This is a genomic window from Streptomyces sp. NPDC020845, from assembly GCF_044334165.1.
Lineage (GTDB): Bacteria > Actinomycetota > Actinomycetes > Streptomycetales > Streptomycetaceae > Streptomyces.
Genome location: NZ_JBIRSJ010000014.1, coordinates 196,292 through 209,829, shown reverse-complemented (window position 1 = coordinate 209,829; position 13,538 = coordinate 196,292). Strand labels below are relative to the sequence as shown.

The window sequence follows — 13,538 nt, the reverse complement described above, 5'->3', positions numbered from 1 at the left end:
GCATGTACTGGTGGTACGACCACGCGGCGAGCGGCTGGGGCTACACCCTGCTGGCCCTGATCATGCTCGCGCTGTGGGCCCTGGTGGCCCTGGTGGCGGTGGCCCTGTTCCGGCAAGCGGAGCACGGCCTGCACGGTCTGCGCGTCCCCTGGTCCCCGGCGGAACGGGTGCTCTCCGAGCGGTTCGCCCGCGGCGAGATCGGCGAGGACGAGTACCGGACCCGGCTGGCCGTTCTGCGCGGGCGGACCCCGCCGCCCCAGGCAGGGCCCGGATGAGGGCGGGAGGTCGCGACCCATGATGCGTTCCGACACCTCGCCGCTCAACGGCCGGGTCGTGGTGGGCCTGGACGGCTCCGACAGCGCGTGGGTCGCGCTGGACCGAGCGATCGGCGAGGCCCAGCGCCGCCAGTCGACGCTGGAGATCGTGCACGCCTGGCCGTGGGCGCAGACCGACCCGGTCGCCTTCGGCGTGGTCACCGAGGCGCAGACCCCGGTGGAGATCGCCAGAACGGTGCTGCGGCTGGCGGTGGCGCGGGTCGCCGAGCAGGCCCCGGAGCTGCGGGTGGTGCCCACCCTCACGGCACAGGACGCGGTGCCGGAGCTGCTGCGCATTGGCAAGGACGCGGCGCTGACCGTCATCGGCACCCGCGGTCTGGGGGGCTTCACCGGGCTGCTGCTCGGCTCGGTCGGGCTGCGGCTGGCCGCGCACACCTCGCGCCCGCTGCTGGTGGTGCGGGGCGACATCCCGGCCGCGTACGGGCCCGCGGGCCACGGCAAGGTCCTGGTCGGGGTCGAGACGGACGCGGACGAGGCCGCGGCGCGGTACGCGTTCGAGGAGGCGGTGCGCCGCGGCGCACGGCTGCGTGTGCTGTACGCGGGGGCGCGCTCGCAGCAGTTCGGCGGCGATCATCCGCTGCCCTCGCGGGAGGATCCGGCGGCGGGGGCCGAGCGGGAGCAGACGGGCGCGCACCAGGTGGTCGCGGCGCTGGGCGAGGAGTTCGAGCAGGTGCGGGTGCGAGAGCACACAACCCACGGCGCCCCGGCGCCCGCCCTGGTGGAGGCCTCGCGCGCGGCGGACGTCGTGGTCCTGCCCGTCCACCGCCGTGCGGCCCGTCTTGGCACGCAGCTCGGCCCGGTCACCCACGCGGTGCTGCACCACTCCCACTGCCCGGTGGTCCTCGTCCCGATCGACCGGCCCGACTGAGATCCGCCCCGAGTAAGGCCGACCGGGGCGGGAGAGGCCATGCACGGTACGTGCCCAGCAGGGACAATTGGGTATATCAAGACTTAGGGGGCATATCCGAGGGGAAGCGGTTATGAAAGCACTCGTCTTCCACGGACCCGGGCGCCCCTCCTGGGAGGACGTTCCCGACCCCGGCCTCCAGGAGCCCGCCGACGCGATCGTCCGTGTCGACACCACCACCATCTGCGGCACCGATCTGCACATTCTCAGCGGCAATGTGCCGGACGTCAGGCCCGGTACGGTCCTCGGCCACGAGGCCGTCGGCGAGGTCGTCGAGACCGGCGACGATGTACGCACCGTACGCCCCGGGGACCGGGTGCTCGTCTCCTGCGTCTCGCCGTGCGGCCGCTGCCGGTTCTGCCGGGAGCAGGCATACGGTCAGTGCCACGGCGGCGGGGGCTGGGTCCTGGGGCGGCTGATCGACGGCACCCAGGCCGAGTACGTCCGGGTGCCCTTCGCCGACCTGTCCCTGCACCCGCTGACCGGCGCGGCCGACACCCTCGAAGCCGTGCTGCTGGCCGATGTCTTCCCCACCGCCTACGAGGTGGGGGTGTTGAACGCGGGGGTGCGGCCCGGGGACACGGTCGCGGTCGTCGGCACCGGGCCGGTCGGGCTCGCCGCGATCGCCACCGCGGAGCTCTTCTCCCCCGCCCGGATCATCGCCGTCGATCTGCTGTCCACCCGGCTTGAGGCGGCCAAGCGGCTGGGCGCCGATGCGGTGGTGCAGACCACGGAGGGACCCGAGCCGCTGGTCGACGACCTCACCGGGGGCCTCGGCGCCGATGCGGTGATCGAGGCGGTGGGCACCCCCGAGAGCTTCGAGGCGTGCACGCGCATGGCGCGGCCCGGCGGGCGGATCGCCAACATCGGCGTGCACGGACGGCCCGTGACACTGCATCTGGAGGACCTGTGGATGCGGAATCTGACGATCACCACCGGTCTCGTCGACACCCGCACCACGCCCACGCTGCTGTCCATGCTGACCACCGGACGGCTGCCCGCCGCGGCGTCGCTCATCACCCACACCTTCGAGCTCGACCAGATGGAGGAGGCGTACGACGTCTTCTCGCGGGCGGCCGACACCGGTGCGCTCAAGGTCGCGCTCGGGGTGCCCACCAGGCCGCTGGTGAGCACCGGGACGAACGGAGAGAAGTGATCGGCCATGTCCGAACCAGCAGGGCGGGACCCGGCCACCTCACGGCCGGCCGTCGGCGGCAGCGGCGGCGGTGACGTCGGACGGCGCGTGGCCCGGCGGCGCGAGCGGCTGGGGTTGAGCCGGGAGGAGGTGGCCGCGCGGGCGGGCACGGCGCCGGACTATGTGAAGCATCTGGAGGAGTCTCCCACCACCCCCGACCCGGGCTTCCTGCTGCGGCTGGCCGCGGCCCTGGACACCACCGCTGTCGAGCTCCAGGGCCGAGGTGCGGCCGGGCCGCCCGGCCCGGGCCCCGGCCGGGAACCCGAGCACCCGGACCTGGTGGAGCTGAGCCCCCGGGAGTGCTATGACCGGCTCTCGACCCATGGCGTGGGCAGGATCTCGGTGTCCACTTCCCGGGGGCCGACCATCCTCCCGGTCAACTACAGCGTCGTGGACGACGCGGTGATCTTCCGCACCGCTCCGGACGCCTCCCCGGCCGCCGCCGCGGGGTCCGAGGTCGCCTTCGAGGTGGACCACATCGACGAGGCGCTCAGGGAGGGCTGGAGCGTGCTCGTGGTGGGGCGGGCACGGCGGGTCACCGACCTGAAAGCGGTACAGCACCTGGCCGGCCGCGCGTATGGCAAACCCTGGCCGGGTGGCAGCCGCGACCTGTGGCTGCGCATCGACCCCACCCGCGTCACGGGGCGCCGGATCCGCGTGCGCTGAGCGCGCGGCGGGACACCGCGGCGGAGCTGTCGTCGTCTGCCGCCCAGGCGGAGCCCGCCGCCGAGGCAAGGAAGGAGGTCCCGGTGCATCGGACCTCGCACATCGTGAGTGATGTGATGACTCATACCGTCGTCGCCGTCGGCCGCGAGGCCCCGTTCAAGGAGATCGTGAAGACGCTGGAGCAGTGGAAGGTGAGCGCCCTGCCGGTCCTGGAGGGCGAGGGGCGGGTGATCGGCGTGGTCTCGGAGGCCGATCTGCTGCCCAAGGAGGAGTTCCGGGACAGCGATCCGACCCGGCTCGGCCAACTGCGCGACCTGCCGGACATCGTGAAGGCGGGCGCGGTGACCGCCGAAGAGCTGATGACCTCACCCGCCATTACGGTGCACGCGAACGCGACGCTGGCCGAGACCGCCCGGATCATGACCCACCGGCGCGTCAAGCGGCTGCCCGTGGTCGACGACGAGGGGCGGCTGGAGGGCATCATCAGCCGTGCCGATCTGCTGAAGGTGTTTCTGCGCGCGGACGAGGACATCGAGGAGGAAGTGCGGCGCGAGGTCGTGTCGTATCTCTTCCCGGCCTCGGCGGGGCAGCCGGTGCTGGTGAGCGTGCGGGAGGGCGTGGTCACCCTCACCGGCCAGGTCAGAGACGCCGCCCTGATCCCGGCGGCGGCGCGGCTGATCCGCTCGGTCGAGGGCGTGGTCGACTTCGACAACCAGCTGACCGCCGTCCACCACGTCACCCGGCCGTCGTGACCGCCACCACGGCCCCGGCCGCCGACCTACCGCCGTGACCTGCGTGCCTGCGGCCGACGTGGCTTGCGCGCCTGCGGCCGACGTGGCCTGCGCGCCTGCGGCTGTCGTGGCCTGCGTGCCGGTAGCCGGTGGCCGCGGCGGTTCAGCCGCCGCGGCTGCTCCAGCGCGGCTCGACCTCGGCCCATGCCCGCTCCCACTGCGCGGCCCGGCCGCGGTCCAACCGCCACCGTACGACGCGCCGGCCGGCCAGGGTCACCAGGCATACGCCGGTGGCCGCCGTGGCGCCGGTCAGGGCCGCCCGGCTCTCGGCCTCCTGCTGGGTCAGCGGCTCGTGGACCAGCCGGCCGCGCGCGTCGATCCACACCACGGTCGACATGCCCGCCGCGCGCCCCTCGCGTACCTGGGCGACACCGGTGTGGACCGTGCCGTCGGACGCCTTCCAGCGCACCTTGGCGGGGACGCGGTCGGCCCTGCTGCCGTCGGCGCGGGGCGTCGCGGCGGGGGCGTCCTCCAGCAGCCGCGCCGGGACGCTGTGCCGCTCGGCGCGCTGCGCCAGCAGGGGCTGCTCCACGGCGGCGGCGGTGACCACACCGGCGGTCGCGCCGCCGACCGCCATCACCAGGCCGGCCACCAGCGCGACCCACGCCTCCACGACGTCCGAACGCCGCTTGAGCGGGTTGCGCCGCCATCTCCAGCACAGCCGCCCCCGCGCCTTCGCGCTCATCGCCGCACCCCCTGTCGGTGCTGTCGCGTGCTGCTCGGCGGAAACCCGCCCGGCAGCGCAAGGGCTCCCTCTGTCGACCTTGCCACGCGCGGGCCGCAAGGGCGAGGGCCGGGCAGACCCGGCGGTGGGGACCATCGGCCCCGCCGCCCGACCGCGGGGTCCGTTCGGCCCTGGCGCGGCCTCCCAGGGCGCGCCATGATCGGTCTCAGAGGGCCGGGCCACGACAGCCGTGCGGACGGAAGGCCGCCATGACCGACTCACCACACCACACCCCGTCGACTCCGATCAGTCCGAGCAGCCCGAGCAGCCCGATCAGGGTGTTCTTGCTGGACGACCACGAGGTCGTACGGCGCGGGCTGCACGACCTCCTCGACGCCGAGCCGGACATCGAGGTGGTCGGCGACGCCGGAACCGTCGCCCAGGCGCTCGCCCGAGGCCCCGCGCTGCGGCCCGATGTCGCGATCCTGGACGTGCGGCTGCCGGACGGGAGCGGAGTCGCCGTCTGCCGCGAACTGCGGTCCACCATGCCCGAGCTGGCCTGTCTGATGCTGACGTCGTTCGACGACGACGATGCGCTGCTGGACGCGATCATGGCAGGGGCCGCGGGGTACGTCCTCAAGCAGATCAAGGGCTCCGACCTGGTCTCCGCCGTACGCACGGTCGCGTCCGGCCAGTCGATGCTCGACCCGGCGACCACCACCCGGCTGATGAGCACCCTGCGCGGGGAGAGCGCCGAGCCGCAGCCGCGGGACGAGTCGCTGGCCGGTCTTTCCACCCGGGAGCGGGAGATCCTCACCCTGATCGGCGAGGGGATGACGAACCGGGAGATCGGCAAGCGGCTCTATCTGTCCGAGAAGACGGTGAAGAACCACATCTCCCGTCTGTTGTCCAAGCTCGGCGTCGAACGCCGCGTCCAGGCGGCCGTGATCGCCACCCATGCGGAACCACGGCACCCCGGCGGCCACTCCCCCCGGCCGGACTCCTGACGCCGTCCGCAGCCGCCCTCTGACGCCGTCACGCGTCCTGCCGCAGCGGAACGCTCCACACCAGGCGCGTGCCGCCGCCCGGCGGCACCTCAAGCGCCAGTTCCCCGCCGCGCTTCGCGGCGCGCTCGCTGAGGTTCCGCAGCCCGCTGCGCCGCCCGCCCTCCGGAATGCCCACCCCGTCGTCGGTGACCGTGAGGGTCAGCCGGCCGGACCCGACGACCAGGGAGATCTCCGCGCCACCGGCCCGCGCATGGCGGGCGACGTTGGACAGCGCCTCGGCCAGGACCGCGACCACGTCGTCCGCGACCTCGTGCGGCACATCGGTGTCGACCAGCCCCTCCGTACGCAGCGAGGGCGTGAACCCCAGCGCGGGCACGACCTCCTCGATCGTCCTGGCCCCGCGCACCCGCAGCCCCTGCGCGGCCGGGCCCGCCTCGTGCGACCGGAGACCGAAGATCGTCGACCGAATGATCTTGATGGTGTCGTCCAGGTCGTCCACCACCCGCAACAGCCGCTCGGAGCCCTCCGGGTGGTGGACGAAGCGCATGGTGGACTGCAGCGACATCCCCGCGGCGAACAGCCGCTGGATGGCCAGGTCGTGCAGATCGCGGGCGATCCGGTCGCGGTCCTCCAGCAGCGCCAACTGCTCGGCGTCGCGCCGCCGCTCGGCCAGCTTCATGGCGATCGCCGCCTGACCGGCGAAGCCGAGCAGCATATCCGTCTCCACCGGGGTGAAGGGCGCACTGCCCGCCGCCCGGGCCAGCGACAGCACCCCCTGGACCCCCTCGCCGGTCCGCATCGGGACCGCCACCGCGGGGCCGAGGCCCGTCCAGCGCGTGGGGCCCAGCGTGATCCGTGGGTCGTTCTCGACATCGACGCTGGTGACGGCCTCGGACGCGAGGAAGGCGGCGCCGGCGAACGAGCCCCGGCAGGGCAGCACCAGACCGCGGTGCGCCTCGGCGTCGGTGCCGTCCGCGAGCGCCACCTGGAGGTCGGCGGTCCCCTCGACCGGCAGCGCGAGCACCCCCAGGTCGGCCGCGAGGAGGCGCCGGGCGTGTCCGACGATCAGCCCGAGCACCCGGTTCTCGTCCACCCCGGACAGCAGGCCCTGGGTGACCTCCGCGTTCGCCTCCAGCCAGCGCTGGCGGTGCCGGGCCTCCTCGTACAGCCGGGCGTTCTCGATGGCCACGCCGGCCGCCACGGCGAGGGTGGACAGCACCGTCTCGTCCTCGCCGTCGAACTCCTCACCGCTGCGCTTCTCCGTCAGATACAGATTGCCGAAGACCTCGTCCCGCACCCGGATGGGCACCCCCAGGAACGAATGCATGGGTGGATGCCCCGCCGGAAAACCGTACGAGGCCGGGTGCTCGGACAACTCGGCCAGCCGCAGCGGCTCGGGGCGGCGGATGAGCTCGCCCAGGATGCCGTGGCCGCACGGCAGTGCCCCGATCGCCGCGGTCTGCTCCTCGTCGACGCCCACGGTCAGAAACTCCGCGAGCCGCCGGTCCTCGCCGATCACGCCCAGGGCGCCGTACTCGGCGTCCACCAGCACCACGGCCGCCTCGACGATCCGCCGCAGCACCTGCGGCAGATCCAGCTCCCGGCCGACCGAGAGCACGGCCTCCAGCAGGCTGTGCACCCGGACCTGTGTCCCCCGCACCGCGTCGATGCGCAGCTGCAGCTCGTCCAGCAGTTCGTCGAGCTGCAGCCGAGGCAGATTCCTGGCGCTCTTCGTGCTGCCCATGCCCACCGGTGCCTCCCTCTCCTTACGGTAGCCGCGCACCGCGGGCGGTGAATGCTGTCCGGGTCGTGGCGCGAAAGGGCGCGTTGGCTAATGTTCGGCCCTGTTGATTTCGGATTGGTTCGGCAAGCCCCGTATACCGGCTGAACACCGGCATCAAAGAAGGGTGGGCCGCCGATGCCCCTGCCCGGATTCCTTCGCTCCTTACGCCTTCTCCCCCGACTGATCCCGCTGACCCTGGCCGGAACGCTGATGGCCCCCGCCCCCGCCGCGGCGGGGAGCCTCTCGGCGCCGCCCGCGGACGTGTACAAGCTCCTTTGAGGACCCCGAGGTCACCGCGGTCGGGCAGGAGCCGGCCCACGCGCCGCTGACGCCGTACGACAACACCGCGGGCGCGCTCAAGGGCGACCAGGACACCCCCTGGACCAAGTCGCTCGGCGGCTCCTGGAAGATCCATATGTCCGATCGCCCTGAAGAGGTCCCCAAGGACTTCTTCGCCGAGGGCCACGGCACCTCGGGGCCGGGCTGGCGCAGCGTGAGCGTGCCGCACACCTGGCAGACGGACGGCCTGGACCACCCCGTGTTCCGCAACATCCGCACCGAGATGTATCCGGACGACCCTCCGAAGGTGCCGCACGACGTCAACCCCACCGGCGCCCACGTCAAGACCTTCGAGCTGCCCAAGAGCTGGGAGAAACGGCGGACGTTCCTCCGGTTCGAGGGCGTCACCAGCGGCTGTCTGGTCTGGGTCAACGGCTCGTACGCCGGGTACGACCAGGGCGGCTACACACCTGCCGAGTTCGACATCAGCGAGCGGCTTCACCCGGGCCGGAACACGGTCGCGGTGCAGGTGCACCGCTGGGGCTCGGGAGCCCACATGGAGGACTACGACCAGTGGCGCTTCGCCGGCATCTTCCGCTCGGTCGGCCTGTACTCCACCCCGGCGACCCATCTGCGTGACGTCACCATCAAGACCGACCTGGACGCCGCCTACCGAGACGCCCGGCTGACCGCCCGGGTCGACGGCTGCCCCGGCCCTCCCCCATCCCCGGAAAAATCTGCTTGATGGAGTACTTGCTCTGTATCAAGCACTTTTTTCCAAGGGGGTGGGGGGAGCCCCCGAACCGGAGTTCCCCCCACCGACCCGCAGCCGGCGAGCGACCGGAGCCACCGCCCCTCCTTCCCGCGGCTCTTTGCGCCGAAGGCGCGGGACGAAGCCCGCGCCCGGCGGCCGGGAATGCCGCCCAGCGGCGCACATTCGCGGGCTCAGCCGCGCAGCCGCTCCTCAAGGCGGTCCAGGAAGACCTCCTGCCTCGCCACGATCTTCGTGCGCGCCTGCGCGAGATCCAGCCAGGCCACTCGGTCGATCTCGGGGAAGGCCTGAAGCCGCCCCGACCTCCTGGGCCACTCCATCTCGAATGTGCCCGGGACGATCTGCCGCGGATCGAGATCTCCCGCCAGCGCCCAGACCGTCACGACCTTGCCCCCGGTCTGCTGGACGGAGCCGAGCGCAAGGAGGTCGCCCGGGGGCGGCGGCATGCCCAGTTCCTCCTGGAACTCCCGGCGCGCCGCGGCCTCCGGGGCCTCGTCCGGTTCGTACTCGCCCTTGGGGATGGACCATGCGCGCTCGTCCTTGCGCGCCCAGAAAGGGCCGCCCATGTGGGCGAGAAGGACCTGCGGGGCGGAGACCGGGTCGGTCCCCGCCCGGACCACCGCCGCCGGGTCCGCCGCCTCCGCCCCCTTCGCCTCCGCCCCGCGGAACAGCAGGATTCCGGCGCTTCGTTTTGCCGTCACGGTGCCCAGTGTGCGCTGCGCCCGCCCGGTCCGCCGCCGTGGCCCATCAGACCTTGCGGGCGTAGCCGAGGTAGGTGACCTGGGGCCGGGTGTCGGGGGCCAGGACGAAGTCGACGATGGGCGGGATCTCCTCGTCGGTGATCCGCCCGCGGCGACGGTCCATGGTGGCCTTGACCAAGCTGCGCGGATCACGGGGCTTGAAGTCGCAGATGTCCTCGTTGCGCAGCCCGTGGCGGCGCAGCGCCTCCGTCATTTCGGCGGGGGTGCGCAGCCGCTCCGCGGCGTAGCGGCCGGGCGGCATGATCCGGGTCATGGGCAGGCGCTGGAAGGCGATGAGGTAGATCAGCCGGGACACCGGGGTGCGGTTCACGGTGTCGTAGATCAGCACACCGTCCGGTGCGAGCGCCCGGGCCCCCTCCGCCAGGACCGGGTCGAGGGCCGGGGTGACCTCGAAGGTGTCCGCGTAGTAGACGAGATCGAACGCGGCATCGGCGACACCCAGTTCCTCCGGCGGCGCGGTTTCGTACCGGACCGCGGCTCGCTCCCCCTCGCCCGTCTCCCGCTCGCCCGTCTCGCGCGCGATCGCCGTCGCGGAGGCGGACGGGTCGACGGCGACGACGTCGAATCCCAGCCCGGCCAGACCGCGGGCCAGCAGTCCGCGGCCGCTCCCCACCACCAGGGCCCGGCTCCCGGCCGCGGTCAGGCCGACGCTCCGGAGGGTTTTGTCCACGTACTCCAGGCGGCTGGCCTGGAAGGCGACGGCTCTGATCTGACGGCCGTCCACCGTTTCGGGTAACGGTGAGTCCAGTTCTATGCGCGGCGCTCGGGCCATGCTCCGCCCCCTCAATCTCCCTCTTCGGTCCTGCCCTCGTGTTCGGCTCGTCCGACGTTAACAAGGGGCGTACGGCGGCCCGCCACCGGCGGTTCGCGGGGGCGGCCGTGGGCACTCGACCGACGATGCCGACAGCGCGACGCTGGGGGTGCTGATCATGCGCTACGAAGAGCTGACGAGCCAGGTCCAGGCGCTGGCGCAGCTGCCCGACCGGCGGTCGGCGGAGCGGGCGGTACGCGCCACGCTCGAAACGCTTGCCGAGCGGATCCCGGACGGTCTGGCCGACCACATGGCGGCGCAGCTGCCGCCCGAGGCCGCCGGCTCCATGCGGCGGGTGGCCGCGTCCCACGAGGCCTCGCCCGCGCAGCGGGCCTACCGGCGCGACCACGGCGAGCGGTTCGACCTCACGGGCTTCGCGGGGCGGATCGCCTGGCGCGCCCGGACGTCGGAGGACGAGGCGATCCGGGAGGCGAGCGTGTTCTTCGAGGTGCTGGACTCCGCGGTGAGTCCGGAGCTGATGGAGCGGCTGTACAAGGCGCTGCCGGGCGATATCCGGGAGCTGCTGCCCGAGGCGCGGGCCTTCGAAGGCCGAGGGGGCGAAGAAGACCAGTAGGGAAAGTGAGCGCATGAACATCCTGATCTGGCCTGTGCACGGCTCATGGACCAAGGCGTTCGTCCAAGGCCCGCACCGCTATCTGCTGCCGGCCCTGCCCGACCGCGGGCCCGACGGCCTCGGGCGCACGTTCACCTGGCCCGACTCGGTCACCGAGCTGAGCCCCGTGCTGCTGCGGGACGCCCCGGTCGACCTCGTGGTCCTCCAGCGGCCGCACGAGACGGCGCTCGCCGAGTGCTGGCTGGGCGGACGCCGCCCCGGGCGCGATCTGCCCGCCGTCTACGTGGAGCACAACACGCCGGACGGACACGTCCCCCTCACCCGCCACCCGTGCGCCGACCGGGACGACTTGCGCGGTGTGACCCTGGTGCACGTCACCCACTTCAACCAGCTCTTCTGGGACAGCGGCACCGCCCCCACCACCGTCGTCGAACACGGCGTCGTCGACCCGGGCCATCTGTACACCGGGGAGCTGGACCGCGCCGCGGTCGTCGTCAACGACCCGGTCCCGCGCGGCCGCGCCACCGGCACCGATCTGCTGCCCGCGCTGAGCCGGGCGGCGCCGCTGGACGTCTTCGGCCCGCGTACGGAAGGGCTCGCCGCGTATCTGGGCCTGTCCGGGGACCGGCTGCGCCGCGCGGAGCTGCCGCAGGGCAGGCTGCACGCCGAGATGGCGCGCCGCCGTCTGTATCTGCACCCCGTGCGGTGGACCTCGCTGGGGCTGTCCCTCCTGGAGGCCATGCATCTGGGCATGCCCGTCGTCGGCCTGGCCACCACCGAGGCAGTCGAGGCGGTGCCCGAGGGGGCCGGTGTGCTCTCCACCCGCCCCGATGTCCTCGCCCGCGCCGCGCGGACCTATCTGCGGGAGCCGGGGGCGGCGGCCGAGGACGGGGCACGGGCCCGCCGCGCGGCGCTCGAGCGGTACGGGCTGGGGCGCTTCCTGGACGACTGGGAGCGGCTGCTGGCGGAGGTGACCCGCTGATAGCCGACTGATAGCCGGCGGAAACAGCCGGCGGAGGTGACCGCTGAACAGGCCCGCTGACAACCAACGGGCCAACGGGGCTAATGGGCGTGGGCGCCCGCCGTGGTGGCCGCGCCCGTGCCCGCCGCGTGTCCTCGGCCCGGGGCCACGCTGCCGGGTCCGCCGATGCCCAGGGCCACCTTGGTCCAGCCCTGTTCGCGGCGGTCGAAGGCGCGGTACGCCTCGATGACGTCCTGGGTGCCCGACCAGTGGGTGATCAGCGGGGAGGGGTCGAGCTCGCCGGAGGCGACCATCGAGACCAGACGGGGCAGATAGCGGCGGTGGTGGCAGTTGCCCATCTTGATGGTGAGGTTCTTCTGGAACGCCTCGCCGATCGGGAAGTGCTGCGCCTGCGGCGGGTAGACGCCGACGATCCCCAGTGTCCCGGCCTTGGCTGCCATCCGGATGCCCCAGCGGGTGGCCAGCGACGGGGCGTCGCCGGGCCGCCAGGTGCCCTGGTCGTCGGGGTTCTGCTCGGGGGCGGTCTCCCGCACCTCGTGGGTGAACTCCTCGCGCTGCCCGGCCAGGGTGTCGGCCGCGGGGCCGTGGTCGGGGCATGCGGCGTCGATGCCGACGGCGTCGATGACCCGGTCCGCGCCGATGCCACCGGTCAGCTCGCGGACGGCGGACACCGGCTCCTCGGCGTTGAAGTCGACGGTCTCGGCGTGCTGCCGCTGGGCCAGTTCGAGCCGGTCGACGACCCCGTCGACGACGATGACCCGGCCCGCACCGCACAGCCGGGCGCAGGCGATCGCGGCCTGCCCGACGGGGCCCGCGCCGAGCACGACGACCGTGTCGCCGGTGCCGATCTCGGCGAGCTTGGCGCCGAACCACGCGGTGGGGTAGATGTCCGAGAGCAGGATCGCCTGGGCGTCGTCCACGGTGTCGGGCAGCGGTACGAGCCCGGTGTGCGCGTACGGGACCCGGGCGTACTCCGCCTGCAGCCCGTCCAGTCCCCCGGCGGACTCGGGGCCGCCGAAGAAGGTGCTGCCTGCCAGGGGGCCGTGGGGGTTGGCCCGGTCGCACTGGGCGTGGTAGCCGGCCCGGCAGTAGCTGCACACCCCGCACGCGACGGTCGAGGGGATCACCACCCGGTCGCCTGGGCGGAAGTCGCGCACCCCGCCCGCCACCTCCTCGACGATGCCCACGGCCTCGTGCCCGAGGATCCGCCCCTCCCGCATGCCCGTCATCGTGCCGCGTACGAAGTGCAGATCAGTGCCGCAGATCGCCGAGGTGGTGATCCGTACGATCGCGTCGTACGCGTCCTGGATCTTGGGTTGGTGCACGTCTTCGAGGCGGATGTCGCCTACGGAGTGCCATACGACAGCTTTCATGGTTGCTCTCTTCCTGGGCGACAGGATGGTTCCCGGCTTACCGGGGTGCCCAGGCGGGAGCGGAGGAAACAGCCGGGCCCGCGTACTACCAGACGTCGCCGTCGCGCCAGTCGCAGATCAGCTCGGCGGACACATCCAGCGGGACCGCGGCCGGGAAGACGAAGATTCCGCCGTCCTCCTCCGCGGTGCGCCGGACGCCCTCGGGGGTGAGCGCCGAGGTGGGCCCCTGCCACCGCTGCCAGCCGCGCGCCGCGTAGAAGTCCCTCGCCTCATCGCTGGAGCCCAGCGCGCCGAGGTCATAGGCGCCGCGCACCACCCGCTCCAGCGCCGCCATCATGGCGGCGCCGTGTCCGCGGCCACGCCGGTCCGCCCGTACCGCCACGCCCTCCACATAGCCCGCGCGCAGCGCCCGCCCGGTGTGCAGCAGCCGCCGCTGCACCACCGACGCATGGCCGATCAGCTCGCCGTCCTCCCAGGCCAGGGCGTGGATGCCGCCCAGGGCGTGGTCCCAGTCGTCGTCGGTCATGTCCTCGAAGACGTCGTTGAGGAGGGCGCGCGCCGCTTTGAGGGTGGCGGGATCCAGGTCAAAGGTGTGTGCGGTGCGTATATCGGCCATGACGCCATCGTCACATCCGGTG

Annotated in this window: 15 protein-coding genes; 9 read left to right on the top strand and 6 right to left on the bottom strand. The window is 73.0% G+C overall.

Annotation, left to right across the window (positions count from 1 at the left end; all coding sequences use genetic code 11):
* Positions 1-2: 2 nt before the first annotated feature.
* The 5 genes from ACH4U7_RS34940 (at position 3) to ACH4U7_RS34920 (ending at position 3,855) form a co-directional block, all read left to right on the top strand.
* Positions 3-275: an SHOCT domain-containing protein gene (locus ACH4U7_RS34940; protein ID WP_398531792.1), complete on the top strand. Its 273-nt coding sequence runs from the start codon at positions 3-5 to the stop codon at positions 273-275.
* Positions 276-294: 19 nt separating this feature from the next.
* Positions 295-1,203, top strand: coding sequence for a universal stress protein (locus tag ACH4U7_RS34935; protein WP_398531791.1), 909 nt, complete (start codon positions 295-297; stop codon positions 1,201-1,203).
* Between the two features lie 112 nt (positions 1,204-1,315).
* Positions 1,316-2,398 (top strand): zinc-dependent alcohol dehydrogenase family protein, encoded by a 1,083-nt coding sequence (locus tag ACH4U7_RS34930; protein ID WP_398531790.1) that lies wholly within the window; start codon positions 1,316-1,318, stop codon positions 2,396-2,398.
* A 6-nt stretch (positions 2,399-2,404) separates the two neighbouring features.
* The gene (locus tag ACH4U7_RS34925) at positions 2,405-3,103 is read left to right on the top strand and encodes a pyridoxamine 5'-phosphate oxidase family protein (RefSeq protein WP_398531789.1); all 699 of its coding nucleotides are present in this window, start codon (positions 2,405-2,407) and stop codon (positions 3,101-3,103) included.
* An 83-nt stretch (positions 3,104-3,186) separates the two neighbouring features.
* The gene (locus ACH4U7_RS34920) at positions 3,187-3,855 is read left to right on the top strand and encodes a CBS domain-containing protein (protein WP_398531788.1); all 669 of its coding nucleotides are present in this window, start codon (positions 3,187-3,189) and stop codon (positions 3,853-3,855) included.
* 142 nt (positions 3,856-3,997) lie between these two features.
* Here the strand turns inward: ACH4U7_RS34920 and ACH4U7_RS34915 are convergent, their stop codons facing one another.
* Entirely contained in the window at positions 3,998-4,579 is a 582-nt protein-coding gene (locus ACH4U7_RS34915) for a hypothetical protein (protein WP_398531787.1), read from the bottom strand.
* Between the two features lie 248 nt (positions 4,580-4,827).
* Here ACH4U7_RS34915 and ACH4U7_RS34910 point away from each other — a divergent pair, with 248 nt between their 5' ends.
* Positions 4,828-5,565 (top strand): response regulator, encoded by a 738-nt coding sequence (locus tag ACH4U7_RS34910; protein ID WP_398531786.1) that lies wholly within the window; start codon positions 4,828-4,830, stop codon positions 5,563-5,565.
* Positions 5,566-5,593: 28 nt separating this feature from the next.
* On the opposite strand, the gene ACH4U7_RS34905 is transcribed toward ACH4U7_RS34910, so the two are convergent.
* Entirely contained in the window at positions 5,594-7,309 is a 1,716-nt protein-coding gene (locus tag ACH4U7_RS34905; RefSeq protein ID WP_398531785.1) for a GAF domain-containing protein, read from the bottom strand.
* A gap of 454 nt (positions 7,310-7,763) precedes the next feature.
* Between ACH4U7_RS34905 and ACH4U7_RS34900 the strand changes: the two genes are divergently transcribed.
* Complete coding sequence (locus tag ACH4U7_RS34900; protein ID WP_398531784.1) at positions 7,764-8,372, top strand: sugar-binding domain-containing protein; 609 nt, start codon at positions 7,764-7,766, stop codon at positions 8,370-8,372.
* Between the two features lie 200 nt (positions 8,373-8,572).
* Here ACH4U7_RS34900 and ACH4U7_RS34895 read toward each other — a convergent pair whose 3' ends face one another.
* Together ACH4U7_RS34895 and ACH4U7_RS34890 are read right to left on the bottom strand one after the other, a co-directional pair.
* A complete protein-coding gene (locus ACH4U7_RS34895) occupies positions 8,573-9,100 on the bottom strand; it encodes an NUDIX domain-containing protein (protein ID WP_398531783.1) in 528 nt (175 codons plus the stop codon).
* A gap of 46 nt (positions 9,101-9,146) precedes the next feature.
* Positions 9,147-9,932 (bottom strand): class I SAM-dependent methyltransferase, encoded by a 786-nt coding sequence (locus ACH4U7_RS34890; RefSeq protein WP_398531782.1) that lies wholly within the window; start codon positions 9,930-9,932, stop codon positions 9,147-9,149.
* A 157-nt stretch (positions 9,933-10,089) separates the two neighbouring features.
* Here ACH4U7_RS34890 and ACH4U7_RS34885 point away from each other — a divergent pair, with 157 nt between their 5' ends.
* Both ACH4U7_RS34885 and ACH4U7_RS34880 read left to right on the top strand, forming a co-directional pair.
* Positions 10,090-10,545 (top strand): DUF2267 domain-containing protein, encoded by a 456-nt coding sequence (locus ACH4U7_RS34885; protein ID WP_398531781.1) that lies wholly within the window; start codon positions 10,090-10,092, stop codon positions 10,543-10,545.
* Positions 10,546-10,558: 13 nt separating this feature from the next.
* Positions 10,559-11,527 carry a glycosyltransferase gene (locus tag ACH4U7_RS34880; RefSeq protein WP_398531780.1) on the top strand — a complete coding sequence of 323 codons (969 nt, stop codon included), beginning with the start codon at positions 10,559-10,561 and terminating at the stop codon, positions 11,525-11,527.
* Between the two features lie 80 nt (positions 11,528-11,607).
* Here the strand turns inward: ACH4U7_RS34880 and ACH4U7_RS34875 are convergent, their stop codons facing one another.
* On the bottom strand, positions 11,608-12,900 hold the full coding sequence (locus tag ACH4U7_RS34875) for a zinc-dependent alcohol dehydrogenase (protein WP_398531779.1): 1,293 nt from the start codon (positions 12,898-12,900) through the stop codon (positions 11,608-11,610).
* A gap of 85 nt (positions 12,901-12,985) precedes the next feature.
* Positions 12,986-13,516 carry a GNAT family N-acetyltransferase gene (locus ACH4U7_RS34870; protein WP_398531778.1) on the bottom strand — a complete coding sequence of 177 codons (531 nt, stop codon included), beginning with the start codon at positions 13,514-13,516 and terminating at the stop codon, positions 12,986-12,988.
* Positions 13,517-13,538: the final 22 nt, after the last annotated feature.

Coding starts and splice junctions, on each gene's coding strand:
- ACH4U7_RS34930 (WP_398531790.1), top strand. CDS start 1,316: ATGAAAGCACTCGTCTTCCACGGACCCGGGCGCCCCTCCTGGGAGGAC.
- ACH4U7_RS34870 (WP_398531778.1), bottom strand. CDS start 13,516: ATGGCCGATATACGCACCGCACACACCTTTGACCTGGATCCCGCCACC.
- ACH4U7_RS34935 (WP_398531791.1), top strand. CDS start 295: ATGATGCGTTCCGACACCTCGCCGCTCAACGGCCGGGTCGTGGTGGGC.
- ACH4U7_RS34880 (WP_398531780.1), top strand. CDS start 10,559: ATGAACATCCTGATCTGGCCTGTGCACGGCTCATGGACCAAGGCGTTC.
- ACH4U7_RS34900 (WP_398531784.1), top strand. CDS start 7,764: ATGTCCGATCGCCCTGAAGAGGTCCCCAAGGACTTCTTCGCCGAGGGC.
- ACH4U7_RS34915 (WP_398531787.1), bottom strand. CDS start 4,579: ATGAGCGCGAAGGCGCGGGGGCGGCTGTGCTGGAGATGGCGGCGCAAC.
- ACH4U7_RS34875 (WP_398531779.1), bottom strand. CDS start 12,900: ATGAAAGCTGTCGTATGGCACTCCGTAGGCGACATCCGCCTCGAAGAC.
- ACH4U7_RS34885 (WP_398531781.1), top strand. CDS start 10,090: ATGCGCTACGAAGAGCTGACGAGCCAGGTCCAGGCGCTGGCGCAGCTG.
- ACH4U7_RS34890 (WP_398531782.1), bottom strand. CDS start 9,932: ATGGCCCGAGCGCCGCGCATAGAACTGGACTCACCGTTACCCGAAACG.
- ACH4U7_RS34940 (WP_398531792.1), top strand. CDS start 3: ATGTACTGGTGGTACGACCACGCGGCGAGCGGCTGGGGCTACACCCTG.
- ACH4U7_RS34905 (WP_398531785.1), bottom strand. CDS start 7,309: ATGGGCAGCACGAAGAGCGCCAGGAATCTGCCTCGGCTGCAGCTCGAC.
- ACH4U7_RS34910 (WP_398531786.1), top strand. CDS start 4,828: ATGACCGACTCACCACACCACACCCCGTCGACTCCGATCAGTCCGAGC.
- ACH4U7_RS34925 (WP_398531789.1), top strand. CDS start 2,405: ATGTCCGAACCAGCAGGGCGGGACCCGGCCACCTCACGGCCGGCCGTC.